Consider the following 15,410-nt stretch of genomic DNA (forward strand, 5'->3'; position numbering starts at 1 on the left):
ATGGCGGGCCACCGACACCCCGGAAGGCGGGTCAGTCCAGCGCCTCGCCCAGCGGGACGAGGCCCTGCTGCAGGCCGAAGATCGCCGCCTGGGTGCGGTCCTGCAGTCCGAGCTTGGCCAGCACGCTGGACACGTACGACTTCACGGTCAGCTCGCCGAGTGACAGCGCCCTGGCGATCTCGCGGTTGGACCGGCCACGGGACAGCAGCGCCAGCACGTCACGCTCGCGGGCCGACAGCCGCGTCAACGGTCCCTGATCGCCGGCCCGCACACCTCGGACGAGCAGCGCGGCCACATCCGGGTCCAGCACGCTGCCGCCGGTCACCGCCGCTCGCACCGCCTCGACGACCCGGTCCACGGCGGTGCTCTTGGACAGGTAGGACACGGCGCCGGCCCGCACCGCGTCCAGCGCGCGGTCCTCGGCGGGGTATGACGTCAGGACGACGACCGCCGCCGGATCGTCGCGTTCGCGCAGCGCGTGCAGCACGCCCAGGCCGTCGAGGCCCGGCATCACCATGTCCAGCAGCACCACGTCGGGTCGCAGCCGGTCGATGTCGGCGAGGGCGGCGGCACCGTCCGAGGACTCGCCGACCACCGTCACGTCGGCCTCCTGCTCCAGCGCGAACCGCAGCCCCTGGCGGACGACCTCGTGGTCGTCGACGACGAGCACCCGGATCATGCGGCACCCACCGGCAGCAGCACCCGCACCGTCGTGCCGCGGTCCGGGGCGCTGACGACGTCGACCGTGCCGCCGAGCTCGCCGACCCGGTCACGCATCAGCCGCAGGCCCATGCCCTGACGGTCGCCGGCCGAGGCGGGGTCGAAGCCGCGGCCGTCGTCGTGGACCGTGATGGTCAGCCGTTCGCCGGTACGGGTCACCCGCAGCTCGACGCTGTCCGGCCGCCCGTGGCGCACCGCGTTGCTCAGCGCCTCCTGCACGACCCGCAGGACCGCGTGCTCGACGGGCGGGCCGAGCCGCTCCGCCTCCAGGTGCGCGGTGACGGCGACCCCGAGCCGCTCCTGGTAGCCCCGGCACAGCCCGGCGAGCGCCTCGGCCAGCCCGGCGTCCTCCAGCGCCACCGGGCGCAGCTCCAGCAGCATGGCCCGCATCTCCCGTTTCGTGCGCTCCAGCGACTGCTCCAGCGACGCCGCCTGATGCCGCAGCGCGGAGCCGTCCGGCAGCGCCTTGCGCAGCCCGCCGGCGAGCAGGCTGGCGGAGAACAGGTCCTGGGAGATCGAGTCGTGCAGCTCCCGCGTGATCCGGTTGCGTTCCGCCCGCCGGGCCTCGGCCCCCGCCGCGGCGCGTTCCGCGGCGACGGCCGTCTCGAGCCGCTCGGCCATCGCGTTGAACGACCGCTCCAACCGGGCCACCTCGTCGTCGCCGGTGACCGGGAGCCGGGTGCGCAGGTCGCCGTCTGCCATCGCCGCCGTGCCCTGGGCCAGCCGCCGGATCCGGTGGATCAGTGGACCGGTGCTGAGCAGCCCGAACAGCGCGCCGACCGGGATCAGCATGAGCAGCACGACACCGCCCGGGACGAGCAGCCCGCCGAGCCCGGTGACCGGGTCCGCCGGGCCGGGTGCCTCCGGCGGCCCGTCCTTCCGCGCGAACGCGTCCTTGTCGATGAGCATCCGCACGTAGACGACGCCGACCACCCGCTCCGCGCCCGCCGGGTCGGCGATCCGCACCGGGCTCGTCGCCCACGCTCCGGCGCGTCCGTCGACCGTGACGCGGCCGCCGCGGCCCGTCAGCGCTCCCGCCGCGGCCGTCACCGTGGAACCGGTCGGCAGGACGCCCTCGGCGGTGCTGCCGAGCACCCGGCCGTCGACCGTCGTCAGCGCCAGCAGGACGACCGGGTCGGCGTCGGCGGCGACCCTACCGCCGGTCTGCCCGGTCAGGCCGGCGTCGGTGAGCAGCTCGGCGTCCGACCGGCCGGGCACCGACGCGGCGGCCCGGGCCGCTCTCTCGCCGACGCCGGCAGCGGTCTCCACCGCCTGCCGCGCGACCTTGGACTGGACCGCGTCGGCCTCGGCCTCGGCGAGCCGTTGCCGGGCCTGATCGACGCTGTCCCGGGCGGCCATCATCCGCGGCAGCAGGATCGCCAGTGCCCCGGCCTCCACCACGAGCACGGCGACGGCCGACACCAGCACGTAGGACACCGCCATGCGCGAGCGCAGGCCCAATCTGGACAGCATGCCGCCTCCGGGGAAGACCAGCTCCAGGCTACGCATGTGCGGGGTGGTCCGGGGGCCGCCCGGTACGGCCGTTGGTGGGTGTCCGCCCACCCACCTTCGGCGGTGCCGGACCCACCTCGACGAGCGGCGCGGGTCGGCCACCTTTCGGGGCGGTGCGCACGCCGGTCCGGCGGCCATCGTATGGGCATGAGTCGCAGGCGATCGAGAATCGTGTCCGCGGTGACCGCCGCCGGGGTGGCCGGCGTCGCGGGTGTGGCGGGCTTCGTCGCGCTGGACGGCCCCGACAGGACGAGTGCGACACCGCAGGAGGCGGCGGCGTCGGCGGCGACCGCGCAGGTCCGCCGCGGTGACGTCGCCGAGCGCCGGTGGGTCAACGGGACGCTCGGCTACGCGGGGGAGCATGTCGTCGTCGCGCCGGCGCCGGGGACGCTCACCCGGCTGCCCGTGGTCGGCTCGACCGTCGGGCGTGGCGGCGCCGTCTACGACGCCGACGGGCTGCCGGTCATCCTGCTGTACGGGGGGTTGCCGCCGTGGCGGTCGCTGCAGGCGGGGATGACCGACGGCGCCGACGTCGAGCAGCTGGAGTCGAACCTCGTCCAGCTCGGCCACGGCGCCGGTGTCACCGTCGACCGGCACTTCACCGCGGCGACCGCGCAGGCCGTCCGCCGCTGGCAACGCGCCACGGGCCTGCCGGTGACCGGCTCGGTGCCGCTCGGCCAGGTGGTGTTCGCGCCGGAGGCGGTCCGCGTCGGCGGCACCGAGCTCGTGCCGGGTGCGCAGGTGCAGCCGGGTGGCGTGGTGCTCCGCGGTACCGGCGGAGCACCCGCCGTCACGTTCCTGCTCGTGCCCAGGCAGCTGCCGACCGCCAAGGCCGGTGACGCGGTCGCCGTCACGCTGCCCGACGGCACCACCCGCGACGGGACGATCGTCAGCATCGGCGCGGTCACGGTGCCCACCGAGGCACCCGGATCGAACGGCGGCAACAACCAGCCGACGGCGACCGTCACCGTCCGGGTCGACGGTGCGATCACCGGCTTCATGGACCAGACCCAGGTCCAGGTCGCGGTCACCGTCGCGGCCCGCACCGGCGTGCTGGCCGTGCCGGTCACCGCCCTGAACCCGGTGGCCGGCGGCACGTACCAGGTCGTGGTCCTCGACGGCGGCGGGACGCACCGGATCGACGTGACGACCGGCCTCTTCGACGAGCGGACCGGGCTCGTCGAGGTCGACGGGCCCGGCCTGACCGAGGGCCAGCAGGTGCGGGTGCCGCGTGCGACCTCGTGACCTTCCGCGCAGCACCCTGCGCGCCGCGGACCTGCTGCCGCTGGGCACGCTCGGGCTGCGCACCCAGACCGTCCGCGCGCTGCTGTCAGGGCTGGGCATCGCGATCGGCATCGCCTCGATCGTCGCGGTGCTCAGCGTCACCCGATCCAGCCAGTCCCACGTCCTCGACCAGCTCGACCGGCTCGGCACCAACCTCCTCACCGTCGCCGGCGGCGAGGCCCCCGGCGGCGACGAGCAGCCGCTGCGAGCCACCGCGGCGCCGATGATCGGCCTGCTCCCGGCGGTCCGGTCGGTCGCGCCGACGGCGCAGCTCGAGACGGTCAACGTGTACCGCAACGACCACGTCCCGCGGGGCCGCACCGGCGGGATGTCCGTGCGGGCGTGCGACGCCTCGCTGCTCACCACCCTCGACGGCGCGCTGCGCACCGGCACGTTCCTGGACGACGGCCGCTATCCCGTCGCCGTGCTCGGCTCCCGGGCCGCCGGTACCCTCGGCATCGACGACGTCGGCGACGGCCCCCGGATATGGCTCGGCGGGCACTGGTTCACCGTCGTCGGCATCCTCGACCCGGTGCCGCTCGCCCCGGAGATCGACCGCTCGGCCCTCGTGTCGTTCGCGTCGGCGACGGACCTGCTCGGCTACGACGGTGCCCCGAGCCGCATCTACGTGCGGACCGACCCCGACCATGTGCCGGACGTCGCCGCGGTCCTGCACCGCGCCGCCGACCCGGAGCAGCCCTCGCTCGTCCGGGTGAGCCGCACCTCCGACGCGCTCACCGCCCAGCTGGCCGTCAAGCAGGCAGGCGCTGGGCTCTTCCTGGGCCTCGGCGGCATCGCGCTGCTCGTCGGGGCGATCGGCATCGCCAACGTCATGGTCATCTCCGTGCTGGAACGCCGCACCGAGATCGGCGTGCGCCGCGCGCTCGGCGCCACCCGCGGCCACGTCGCCGCCCAGTTCCTGACGGAGTCCCTGATGCTGTCCGTGATCGGAGGCCTGGCCGGTGTCGCGATCGGCGTCGCGGTCACCGCCGCCGTCGCCGCCGACCGCGGCTGGACCGTCCTCGTCCCACCGCAGGCACTGTGGGGCGGCCTGGGTGTCTCGCTGGTCGCCGGAGCGCTCGCCGGCCTGTACCCGGCGCTGCGCGCCGCCGCCATCCCCCCGACCGACGCCTTGCGAACCACCTGAGAGACCCGGGTCATCCCCGCGCGGCCCGAAGGGCGGGCAGCCGCACCGGCGTGGCCGTGGGCAGTCCCACCGTGGGCAGCGTGATCACCGCCTGAGCGACCCGCGCGGCCGGGGCCGGGTGCGCGGCGCCACCCGCGTCACCGGATCGCCTCGGGGTCGCCTTCTGAGGAGGTCAGGGTCCAGGTGCTGTTGGGGATGGCTGCCCGTAGCAGCGTGCCGCCGCCGGTGGGGCTGGCGATGGTCAGGTGTCCTCCGAGTGCCTCGACGCGGTCCTGCAGACCGGTGAGTCCGGTGCCGCGGCGCGGGTCGGCGCCTCCGACGCCGTCGTCGCGGATCAGGACGTGCAGGGTGTCGTCCCGGGTTGCGACCTGCACCTGCACGACCGTGGCGTGGGCGTGTCTGGCCGCGTTGGCCAATGCTTCGGACACGAGGTGATACGCGGCTATCTCATCCCGTGTGGGCATGCGCCGGCAGGTGTGGAGGTCGAGCTCGACCGGCACCGGGGATCTGCGGGCGAGCGCCTTGAGCGCGGGTGGCAGGCCGCCCGCGGCGAGCAGCGTCGGGTGGATGCCCCGGGAGATCTCCCGCAGGTTGTCCACGGCATCGTTCAGGGTGCACAGGGTGCGGGACAGTTCCGCCCTGGTCTGCTCCAGCTCCGGCGGCAGGCCGGCCCGCGTGATGCCGAGCTGCATGGCGACGGCGAGGAAGTGCTGCAGTGCGCTGTCGTGCAGGTTACGTTCGATGCGCTGGCGGGCCTGGTCCGCGGCGGCGACCAGGCGGGCCCGGGACGCGGCAAGCTCAGCCTGGCTGTTGGCGTTGGCGATGGCGATGGCGGCGAGGTCGGTGAAGGCCGCGACGCGTGCCTCGGTGTCCGGTGGCAGCGGCTCGGGCCGGGTCCACGCGACACCGGCCACGCCCCACAGCCTCCCCGCGACCACGATCGGCACCCCGACCACGGAATGGATGCCCAGCTCGCGGGCGAACGCGGCGACGGGGCCGGCGGCACCCTCGAAACCGTCGACTCTGGCTGCCTGGCCCGTGTCCCGCACCTTGACCAGAACGTTCTCACCCTCGATCGGCCAGCGCACCTGGGCCGCACTGAGCTCGGAGATGCTGGTCGAGGCGACGCTGGCCGTGCCGTCGGGCTCGTAGCGGCACAGCCACGTGCTGTATTCACCGAGCAGCCGGCGCAGCTCTATGGTGATCGCTTCGAAGACCTCGAGTGGGCGGCCACCGGACGCCACGAGTGTCGCCACCCGCCCCAACGCGGCCTGTTCGGCGGCGAGCCGGCGCAGGTGCTCCCGGCTTGCCGCACGTTCGCAGCCGGCGTGCAGCAGCGACGCCAGTGACGGCACGACCCGCTCCCGCAGCCGCCGCACCGTCCGCTGGGGAATGTCGGCCGGCACGATGATGGTCCCGACCTCGGCGGTGCCGGCGCGCAGCGGAAACGCCGAGTGCCGATCATCAGCGGGGACGGCGGCGAGGTGGATCGCCGTGCCGGGCAGCTCGAGGGCCTGCGTGATGCGCTGTGCGACCGCGGGCAGCACGGCGGGAATGTCATCTGCGTGCAGCAGCAGCCGGGCCATGTCGGCGGTGAGATCCGACTCCTCGGCCTGGACGGTGCACAGCCGGGACAGGTCAGCCACCGCGCTGGTGGCCACCGCGACGATGAGCAGGAGCGCCAACCCGATGACCTGCCGGATGTCGGTGATGGCGAATTTGCCGATGGGCTGGACGTGAAAGTAGATGAACGCCACGGTGCTCGTGACCGCGGTGGCCAGCCCGAGCCACATTCCCCACACCATCGAGGCCACCAGCACCCCGATGATGTAGATCATGCCCGGGTCGAGCGGTGCCATCACCTCCTGGAGCGGATAGAGCAGGAGGGTCTCCACCACTATGAGCAGGGCGGCAACCGAGATCCCCAACCATCGGGGCGGGGGTGTCGGTCGCACCAGCCAGGACCACGAACCGACGTGCACAAACACCATGGTAATCCGGCTCGTGACCCGGTCCGGCCAACTGGTGACGGCCGGACCGGTGCGTACGACCGGATGGTGCCCAGGGGGACCTCGCCGGCAACGGCCGCCGCCGGCAGGGAGGGTTGCGTGCCAGGCGGGCGGGTAGGTCGCGTTGATGGTGACTGACGTCGAGCCGATCCTGCGGAGGTTCACCGCGCAGGGCCAGGCGCTGTTCGGGCCCGTGTGCGAGGCGGTCCGGCTGCGCCGGTACGGCCGGTTGTGGCTGGGTCCGGCCGCCGCGGTGCTGGTGACGGTCCTGGCTGTCGCCGCCCGGACCGAACCCGGGCATCCGGTCATCCGCCGGTATGCCATCACGCATCCCGACGATCCGCTGCTGGCCGTCCTGCCGCGGTTGCCCCTGTCGCTGTTCGCGCCGGCCGCGCTGCTGCCGTTCTGGTTCGCGGTATTCCAGGTGCTGCTCGTGTTCTCCCTGACCCAGGCGGTGCTGGGCACGGCGCGGACCGTCGCCGTCGCGGTCGCCGGGCACAGCGCCGCCACGCTGTCCGCGGCGCTGTGGGTCGCCGCCGGGCCGCCGGTCGGGCTCGGGTCGCAGGACGCCCACCTCGCCGACGCCGGCCCATCGGCCGCGGTGGTGGCGCTGCTGGCGTACACCGCGGTCCGCCTGCGCATCGGGTGGCTCGCGGCGGCGCTCGTGGCGTACCACGGCGCTGAGGTCGTCGCCGTGGGTGGACTGTCTTCCCGCGAGCATCTCGTCGCCACATTGACCGGTGCCCTGCTGGCGCTGATCCTGGACCGGCGGTACGCCGGCATCCTGGCGACGGGCAGGCCACTCGCACCAGATCCGTAGCGGTGGGCGACCGGCCGGGCACAGGGTTGACGGCCTGACGACCGGGTATCGGCGCAGGGTCGTGATCCACCGGACGTGGCGGCATACGAACCAGCCCGGCCTCGTGTCGGCCCGATATCTGCCTGGCGCCGACCTCGCCGCCGATCTTGCCGCGGGCGCAGGGCCGTCGGCGAAGGCGCGGGTGCTGCTGGCGGCGGCGAGGGGGCTACGGCTGGCGCCGCTGTACGTGGCGGCCGTGGTCGGGATCAGCATCGGCATCGACAGGTTGTCCGGGCCGCAGGTCCGGACGCAGATCGTCGCGGCGAACTCCACCAACGTGGCCAACCTGGAGCAGCATCAGGTGTGGACGCTGTTCACCAGTGCGTTCGTGCTGAGTGGCCCGATCGAGCCGGTGCAGGTCGTGACGCTGTTGCTGCTCACCGGGGCGGCCGAACTGGTGTGGGGGCGGCGCCGGTTGGTCGAGGTGTTCCTGCTGACCCACGTGATCGCAAGCTGTCTGGTCTATGCGGTGCTGCAGATCGGCCTGCGCCACGGCTGGCTCGGCCGGGAGGTGGCCCGGGCCGCCGATGTCGGGACCAGCTACGGCGCGCACGCCGTCGCTGCCGCCCTGGCCTGCAGCCTGCCGGTGCGGGCCCGGCGGGTGCTGGTGCCCGCGGTGCTGGTCCTCGTGGTGCTGCCGTTCGCCGACGCCAGGACCTTCACCAGCCTCGGGCATCTCCTGTCGACCCTGATCGGGCTGCTGGCGGGCTGGCAGCTGCGGCACCGTCCCCTCGCCGGGCGACTGCGCCGGCCGGGCGCGCAACGCACCGACCGGCCCGCGCTCTACACCTTCGGCACGGCGCGGCAGGCTCAGGACGCACTCGTCCTCGTGCTGCATCTGCGGGAGCAGCAGCTGATCCGTCTCGACGACGCCGTGGTCGCCTGGTCCGACGCCGGGTCCGGGGCCGGCCGTCCCTACCGGATGCATGAACTGCAGACCCGTGACCTGGGCGTCCTCGACGGCGCGCTCGCCGGGGCCGCGTGGGGCATCGTGATCGGCACATTCGCCGGGTGGCCGATCACCGGACTGACCGTCGGCGCCGCCGTGGCGGCGGCCGTGGCCGGGATCCACGACGCGGGGCTGTCCGACGCCGTCGTCGAGCAGGCGGCCCGCGGTGTCCCGGCGGGCGGGGCGGTCCTCGTGCTGCTCACCAGCCCGGCGGACCAGCCGCGCATCACGGCCGCGCTCAGCCGCGCCGGTGGCGTACCGCGCGATCCGGCCGGGTAGCCGGCAGCCGGCCCGGTGGGTCCGGCCGCGGCGCGCGTGCTCGAACGCCGGCGGCCGGGGCCGCTCGCCGCGTCCTCAGCCGCCGGACCGGAACGCCCTGCGGTGGACGGCAGCGGGCGCCGTGCCGGTGGTGGCACCGGTGCGGCGCCCGCTGCCTACGCCGCGCGGTTCAGGCGTCGGCGGGCGACGTAGACGACGTTGACGGCGTAGCGGTCGGTGCCGGGCAGGATGCTCGCCGCGGAGTCGACGCCGCGGGCGATGCGGTCGAGGCCGCGGCGTTCGTACCAGCCCTGGGTGAGCATCGAGAAGCCGCGGCGTTCGACGATCTCGAAGCCGTGCCGGTCGAGGAGCCGGTCGATGTCGTCGTGGGAGAGCTCGGCGAACCAGCGCTGGCCGCGGAGGTGGCGGGCGCGGAGGTGGCGCAGTGAGCGGGCGTTGCCGTGGTTCTCGATGACGAGCAGCCCGGAGCCGGGAGTGGGCAGGGCGCGTGCGGCGAAGGTGAGGGCCCGGTCGCGGACGGTGTCGTCGACGTTGAGCAGGAGCCGGAACATGGTGACCAGCGCCGGTCCGTCCGGTGCGGTGACGGGCCATGGCGTGGGGCCGTCGGCGGGGACGGTGTGCAGGTGGGCGCGGGTGCCCACGGAGGCGGCCTTGGTGAGCATGTCGGTGGAGGTGTCGTAGCCGTGGGCGTCGCGGACGAGGCCGTGCAGGCTGCGGATCGCCCGGCCGGTGCCGCAGGCGAAGTCGTGCTGGACCGGTCGCCGGCCGGGGAACGCGCGGCGGACCAGGGCGCGCAGGTAGGCGCGCTGGCGTTCGTTGATCCGGGAGGCGTAGCTGCCGGGTGCGTAGGTGACGTGCTCGTACTTGTCGACCGCGCCGGTGTGCTGGAACACCTGCGCGTAGTTCGTGTCCAAAGCTGATCCCCGTTCCGTTGTGCCGCCTACCCGGGCCAACGGCGCCGTGACGCAGTGGATACGGCTCGTGACGGTACGCCACGATCGAAGCGACCTACGCTGAGGGTATATACGCGGCGTATACCCTCAGCGTATGGTGACGGGCATGAGCGTTCCCCTCACGTTGCTCGGGCTCCTCGAACGGGAGCCGAGCCACGGTTATGACCTCAAGCGTGACTACGACACCTTCTTCGGCCGGGGCAAGCCGCTGTCCTTCGGGCAGGTCTACGCGACCCTCGGCCGCCTCGCCCGGGACGAGCTGGTCGTCATCAGCGACGTCGAGCCGGGGGAGGGGCCCGACCGGAAGCGGTATCTCATCACCGACGCCGGCGCGACCGAGGTCGACACGTGGCTCACCGAGCCGGTCGAGCCGGAGCCGCACCTGCAGACGGTCCTGTTCGCCAAGGTCGTGCTGTCGCTGATGCTGGGCCGCTCCGCCGAGGACTACCTCGACCTGCAGCGCAGCGCGCACCTGCGGCGCATGCAGCAGCTCACCGAGGTCAAGCGGGCCGGCGACCTCATCGACGCGATGCTCGCCGACCACGGCCTGTTCCACCTCGAGGCCGACCTGCACTGGATCGAGACGACCGTGGCGCGGCTCGACGCACTCACGAAGGAGATCCGCCGATGATCGAGGCCAGCAACGTCAAACTGTCCTTCGGCCAGACCCCGGCGCTGCGCGGCGCCACCCTGACCGTCGAGCAGGGCGAGATCGTCGCCATCATGGGGCCCAGCGGCTCCGGCAAGTCGACGCTCCTGCACTGCCTCGCCGGCATCCTCGTCCCCGACGAGGGCGAGATCGTCTTCGACGGGCAGCGCGTCGACCGGCTCGACGAGACCCGCCGCAGCACGCTGCGCCGCGACAGGTTCGGGTTCGTGTTCCAGTTCGGGCAGCTCGTCCCGGAGCTGACCGCCGAGGACAACGTGGCCCTGCCGCTGCTGCTCGGCGGTGCCCGCCGGGCGGAGGCGGTCGCGCAGGCCCGGCCCTGGTTCGCCAGGCTCGGCATCGACGGGCTCGAGCAGCGCCGCTCCGGAGAGCTGTCCGGCGGTGAGGCGCAACGGGTCGCGCTCGCCCGCGCGCTCGTCGCCAGGCCCCAGGTCCTGTTCGCCGACGAGCCGACCGGGTCCCTCGACTCGCTCACCGGCGAGCAGGTCATGGACCTCCTGGTCGACTCCGCCCGCGAGCAGGGCACCACCGTCGTCGTCGTCACCCACGAGGCCCGCGTCGCCGCCTACGCGGACCGGCAGGTCGTCGTCCGCGACGGCCGCGTGCACGCCCTCGCCCGGAGCACGTCATGATCCGCCTCGGGCTGCGGCTCACCCTCGCCGGCGGCCGCGAGGCCGCGGTCCGGCTCGCCGTCATGGCCGGTGCCATCGGACTCGGCGCGTGGCTGCTGCTGAGCACCCTCGCCGGCGTCAACGCCGTCGACGGCCAGTTCGCCCGGCTCGCCGCGCTCGGCGCGCAGGTCCACGCCGACGACGGTCCACTGTGGTGGGCCGAGCGCCACGACTACTTCGACGGGCGCAGCATCGAACGCTACGACGCCGCCGTCATCGACGAGAAGGCGCCGGTGCCGCCGGGCCTGCCGCGGCTGCCCGCACCGGGGGAGTACTTCGTCTCGCCCGCCCTCGCGGAGCTGATCGCCGCGGCCCCGCCCGCCGAGCTCGGCGACCGCTTCCCCGGCCGCCGGGCAGGGATCATCGGCGACGCCGCGCTGCCGTCACCCGGCAGCCTCAATATCGTCGTCGGCGGCACGCCCGACTTCGTCTCGCAGCTGTACCGGGCGCAGCGCGTCGCCGCGTTCCCCACCGAGGCGTCGGGCATCCCCGTGGCCGCCCTCGACCTGATCCTGAGCGTCGTCGCCGGCGGGCTGCTCTTCCCCGTCCTCATCTTCATCGGCACCGCGACCCGCCTCACCGCGGCCCGTCGCGAGCAGCGCTTCGCCGCGATGCGCCTCATCGGCGGCACGCCGCGGCAGATCTCCGCCGTGGCCGCCGTCGAGTCGACCGTCGCCGCGCTGCTCGGCACCGCCGCCGGGTTCGGGCTCTACGCGGCGTTCCGCGTGCGGCTCGCCGGGATCCCGTTCACCGGCATGCCGTTCCAGCCCGAGGACGTCCGCCTGGGTCCGCTCGTGATCGTCGCGGTCGCGCTCGGCGTGCCGGTCGGAGCGGCGCTCGCCGCCCGCGTGGCGCTGCGCCGGGTCCGTATCTCCCCGCTCGGCGTCGTGCGCCGGGTCACGCCGAAACCGCCGCGCTGGTATCGCCTGATCCCGATGCTGGTCGGCGTCGCCGAACTCGTGTTCTTCATCGGCCGCGTGCCGTCGAGCTCCACCGCACAGGTCGCGGTGTTCCTGCCCGGACTGCTCCTCATCATGGCCGGCCTGGTCACCGCCGGGCCGTGGCTGACCATGGTCGGCGCCCGCCTGCTCGCCCGCCGGGCGCAGCGGCCCGCGACCCTCATCGCCGCCCGCCGCATGGCGGACAACCCCACGGCCGCGTTCCGGGCGATCAGCGGCGTCGTCCTCGGCCTCTTCGTCACCACCACGGCCGTCGGCATCATCCAGACCATCGCCGCCGAACGAGGCCGCCACGTCGACACCCTCGCCGCCGGTACGATGATCACCACGTTCGAACGGAACCCCGACAGCGTCCCCGCCCCACTCGTCGCCGGCCTCACCGCCGACGCCGGGGTCCGCTCCGTCACCGTCGTGCGGGACAACCCCGTCCGTGACACCGGCTACTCGGGTGTCGTGCGCTGCGCCGACCTCCCTGCCGAATACGGCCGCTGTGCCGACGGGGCCGTCGTCGCCTACACCTGGGGCGACCTCATGGGGTACAGGACGACCCACGGCTCCGGCGTGATCTGGCCGGCGGCACCCGTCACCGAGGCGCAGGCCGCCGCGCAACCGGTCATCTCGGTCGTCGTCGGCACCGACGGATCCACCGCGGTCCTGGAACGCGTCCGCACCACGCTCCAGCGGGCGTTCCCCGACCTGCGGGTCCTGCCGGCCACCGAACGGGACCGCGCCGAAGACCAGACCTCGCAGCTCGCCGGCTTCGAGCAGCTCGCGTCCGTGGTCATCTTCGCCAGCCTGCCGATCGCCGGATGCAGCCTCGCCGTCAGCGTCATCGCCGGGCTCACCGACCGCAAGCGGCCGTTCAGTCTGCTGCGTCTCACGGGTGTACAGCTGGGGGTCCTGCGCCGCGTCGTGGCCCTGGAGAGCGCCGTGCCCCTGCTGGCCGCCGCCGTCGTCGCGATCGCCGCCGGGCTGCTGGGCGCGCAGCTGTTCCTGACCGCGCAGATGGGCTACACCCTGCACCTGCCGGGACCGACCTACAGCGCGGTCGTCGCCGGAGCGCTCCTGCTGTCGCTGGGCATCATCGCCGCGACGTTTCCGCTGCTGCGGCGCATCACCGGCCCGGAGACCGCCCGCAGCGAGTGAGCCCGGCCTCCCGCAGCACCCGGGCGATGATCCGCGCGGAGCCGTCGGCGACGTCCCACACCTCGTCGCCGGCGGCGGCCGACGGCACGACCCGGCGGTGCGGCACCTCGAACCTCGGCTCCCACGGATCCAGCAGCACCTCCGCCCGCCAGAACGACCGCACCAGGACCACGCCCAGCTCGCGGCCGGCGACGCACTCCGACCGGGTGTGGCCGAGCAGCCGGGCCTCGGTCACCCGCACACACGCCTCCTCACGCATCTCGCGGCAGAGGGTCTCCAGGTCGGTCTCGTCACCTTCCTGCCGCCCGCCCGGCAGGCCGAAGTGCTCACCCTCGTGACTGACGAGGACCAGGTCGGTGCCGTCGAGACAGACCCCGCTCGCACCGTGCGCGCGACCCACCGGCCGGTCGGCCGGCGGGTGCCACGACACCAGCCAGTCCTGGTGGTTGCCCCGGGCGGCGAGCGGCACCGCAACTGGTGCGGGCTCCGCCCGGCCGACTGCGATCAGGTCCGGCATGATCGAAGGCTATCGGCCGATGTCGACCTACGATGTCCCGATGGCGTTCTACCTTCCGCTCGGCGCCGGCCGCTTCGAGTCCACGGAACACACCCGCGGGCCGTGGGACGCGGGCTCCCAGCACGCCGGACCGCCCGCCGCGCTGCTCGGCCGCGCGGTCGAATCCGTGGCGCCGCCCGGCATGCGGGTCGCGCGGCTCACCTACGAGATCGCCCGGCCGGTGCCGATCGCGGACCTCGAGGTCACCACCCGGATCGTGCGGCAGGGGCGCGGTGTCACGCTCGTCGAGGCCGCGATCGAGCCGTTCATGCGCTGCACCGCGCTGCTCATCAGGGTCGGCGAGGACCTCGTGCCGGCCGCCACCCCGCCCGTCACCGTCCACCTCGACGGCGCCACCGTCAAACCCCTCTACCCGACCACGCATGACGTCGGCTACCACACGGCGATGGACTTCCGCTTCTCCGAAGGTTCGTTCCTGGAGCGCGGCCCGGCCACCGCGTGGATGCGCATGCTGGAGTCCCTTGTGGACGGCGAGGAGCCGAGCCCGCTCACCCGTGTGCTGGTCGCCGCGGACTCGGGCAACGGCATCAGCAACGAGCTGGAGCTGAGCCGCTTCCTGTTCGTCAACGCGGACCTGACCGTGCACCTGCTGCGGCACCCGGTCGGGGAGTGGGTCTGCCTGCGCTCGGCGACCGCCATCGACGCCGCCGGGATCGGGCTCGCCGACACCGCCCTGCACGACCAGCACGGCCCGATCGGCCGCTCCGCGCAGAGCCTCTTCGTCGCCCCACGCAGGTGATCGGCGTGATCGCCACGAACATGTGGAACGTCGCCGGCCGCGACCTCCGGCGGTGCACCCGCACCATCGGATGGCTGAAGAATCGTACAGATGATCGAATCTTGGCGTATGGTGATCGGCATGGCGGACGGTGAGCTCAGCGATCGGCAGCGGCGCGTTCTGACGGTGATCCGCGGCTGGGTCGAGGAGCACGGCTATCCGCCCACCGTGCGCGAGATCGGGGCGGCCGTCGGGCTCGTCTCGACGTCGTCGGTGGCGCATCACCTGAAGTCCTTGGAGCGGCTCGGATATCTGCGCCGCGACTCGCTGCGGCCGCGGGCGCTGGACGCCCGCGCCGACGCGTGCACCGACGGCCGCCGCGCCGCCGCCGACCCGCTGGGAGGCGCCCGCATCGACGGCCGCGCCGGTCGGTTCGGCGTCATCGCCGGCGGGCTGTCCGACGGTCGGGCGGGTGGTCCGGGCGACCGTCGCCGGGGCGGATGGGCCGACGGGCGGTCCGGCGGCTGGCCGGGCGCGCGGGACGGTGCCGACGGTGGTTCGCCGGGCGCTCACCGGGACGCCGGGGTCAGCGTGCCGGTGCTCGGTGCGATCGCCGCCGGTCAGCCGATCCTCGCCGAGGAGCAGGCCGAGGACGAGCTGACCCTGCCGTCGTCGATCGTCGGGCACGGCAGCCTCTTCGCCCTGCGGGTCAAGGGCGACTCGATGATCGAGGCGGCCATCTGCGACGGCGACTTCGTCGTGGTCCGCCGCCAGCCGGTCGCGGACAACGGTGACATCGTGGCCGCGATGATCGACGGTGAGGCGACCGTGAAGGTCTACCGCCGCCGCGACGACGGGCACGTCGACCTGGTCCCGCGTAACCAGGCCTATGACGTGATCCCCGGCGACGAGGCCGTCATCCTCGGCCGTGTCGTCAGCGTCCTGCGCCGCCTCTGACTG

Annotated in this window: 14 protein-coding genes; 9 read left to right on the forward strand and 5 right to left on the reverse strand. The window is 73.9% G+C overall.

What is annotated here, in order from left to right; genetic code table 11:
• Positions 1-31: 31 nt before the first annotated feature.
• Both ABZS58_RS07995 and ABZS58_RS08000 read right to left on the reverse strand, forming a co-directional pair.
• Entirely contained in the window at positions 32-679 is a 648-nt protein-coding gene (locus ABZS58_RS07995; RefSeq protein WP_354778846.1) for a response regulator transcription factor, read from the reverse strand.
• Entirely contained in the window at positions 676-2,229 is a 1,554-nt protein-coding gene (locus ABZS58_RS08000) for an ATP-binding protein (protein WP_354778848.1), read from the reverse strand. Before ABZS58_RS08000 ends, ABZS58_RS07995 begins: the two co-directional genes overlap by 4 nt.
• Before the next feature lie 150 nt (positions 2,230-2,379).
• Between ABZS58_RS08000 and ABZS58_RS08005 the strand changes: the two genes are divergently transcribed.
• Both ABZS58_RS08005 and ABZS58_RS08010 read left to right on the forward strand, forming a co-directional pair.
• A complete protein-coding gene (locus ABZS58_RS08005; RefSeq protein ID WP_354778850.1) occupies positions 2,380-3,477 on the forward strand; it encodes a peptidoglycan-binding protein in 1,098 nt (365 codons plus the stop codon).
• Positions 3,464-4,663, forward strand: coding sequence for an ABC transporter permease (locus ABZS58_RS08010; RefSeq protein ID WP_354778852.1), 1,200 nt, complete (start codon positions 3,464-3,466; stop codon positions 4,661-4,663). The genes ABZS58_RS08005 and ABZS58_RS08010 overlap by 14 nt, the downstream gene beginning before the upstream one ends.
• A 137-nt stretch (positions 4,664-4,800) precedes the next feature.
• On the opposite strand, the gene ABZS58_RS08015 is transcribed toward ABZS58_RS08010, so the two are convergent.
• Positions 4,801-6,654 (reverse strand): DUF4118 domain-containing protein, encoded by a 1,854-nt coding sequence (locus ABZS58_RS08015; RefSeq protein ID WP_354778854.1) that lies wholly within the window; start codon positions 6,652-6,654, stop codon positions 4,801-4,803.
• A gap of 145 nt (positions 6,655-6,799) precedes the next feature.
• Here ABZS58_RS08015 and ABZS58_RS08020 point away from each other — a divergent pair, with 145 nt between their 5' ends.
• A complete protein-coding gene (locus ABZS58_RS08020) occupies positions 6,800-7,492 on the forward strand; it encodes a hypothetical protein (protein ID WP_354778856.1) in 693 nt (230 codons plus the stop codon).
• 103 nt (positions 7,493-7,595) lie between these two features.
• Entirely contained in the window at positions 7,596-8,759 is a 1,164-nt protein-coding gene (locus ABZS58_RS08025; protein WP_354778858.1) for a rhomboid family intramembrane serine protease, read from the forward strand.
• Positions 8,760-8,914: 155 nt separating this feature from the next.
• On the opposite strand, the gene ABZS58_RS08030 is transcribed toward ABZS58_RS08025, so the two are convergent.
• Entirely contained in the window at positions 8,915-9,673 is a 759-nt protein-coding gene (locus ABZS58_RS08030; protein WP_354778860.1) for a methyltransferase domain-containing protein, read from the reverse strand.
• A gap of 145 nt (positions 9,674-9,818) precedes the next feature.
• Between ABZS58_RS08030 and ABZS58_RS08035 the strand changes: the two genes are divergently transcribed.
• The 3 genes from ABZS58_RS08035 to ABZS58_RS08045 are packed head-to-tail and all read left to right on the forward strand — an operon-like array spanning position 9,819 to position 13,155.
• On the forward strand, positions 9,819-10,343 hold the full coding sequence (locus ABZS58_RS08035) for a PadR family transcriptional regulator (RefSeq protein WP_354778862.1): 525 nt from the start codon (positions 9,819-9,821) through the stop codon (positions 10,341-10,343).
• Positions 10,340-11,011, forward strand: a complete 672-nt coding sequence (locus tag ABZS58_RS08040) for an ABC transporter ATP-binding protein (RefSeq protein WP_354778864.1) — start codon at positions 10,340-10,342, stop codon at positions 11,009-11,011. Before ABZS58_RS08035 ends, ABZS58_RS08040 begins: the two co-directional genes overlap by 4 nt.
• Positions 11,008-13,155 carry an FtsX-like permease family protein gene (locus ABZS58_RS08045; protein WP_354778866.1) on the forward strand — a complete coding sequence of 716 codons (2,148 nt, stop codon included), beginning with the start codon at positions 11,008-11,010 and terminating at the stop codon, positions 13,153-13,155. The genes ABZS58_RS08040 and ABZS58_RS08045 overlap by 4 nt, the downstream gene beginning before the upstream one ends.
• Here the strand turns inward: ABZS58_RS08045 and ABZS58_RS08050 are convergent.
• Positions 13,124-13,672, reverse strand: coding sequence for an NUDIX domain-containing protein (locus ABZS58_RS08050; RefSeq protein ID WP_354778868.1), 549 nt, complete (start codon positions 13,670-13,672; stop codon positions 13,124-13,126). The two genes, ABZS58_RS08045 and ABZS58_RS08050, sit on opposite strands and share 32 nt — an antisense overlap.
• Positions 13,673-13,712: 40 nt before the next feature.
• Between ABZS58_RS08050 and ABZS58_RS08055 the strand changes: the two genes are divergently transcribed.
• Positions 13,713-14,471, forward strand: coding sequence for a thioesterase family protein (locus tag ABZS58_RS08055; protein WP_354778870.1), 759 nt, complete (start codon positions 13,713-13,715; stop codon positions 14,469-14,471).
• 120 nt (positions 14,472-14,591) lie between these two features.
• Positions 14,592-15,407, forward strand: a complete 816-nt coding sequence (gene lexA / locus ABZS58_RS08060) for a transcriptional repressor LexA (RefSeq protein WP_354778872.1) — start codon at positions 14,592-14,594, stop codon at positions 15,405-15,407.
• The last annotated feature ends 3 nt before the right edge of the window (positions 15,408-15,410 follow it).

This window comes from Dactylosporangium sp. NPDC005555 (assembly GCF_040605635.1).
In the GTDB taxonomy this organism is placed as follows: domain Bacteria; phylum Actinomycetota; class Actinomycetes; order Mycobacteriales; family Micromonosporaceae; genus Dactylosporangium.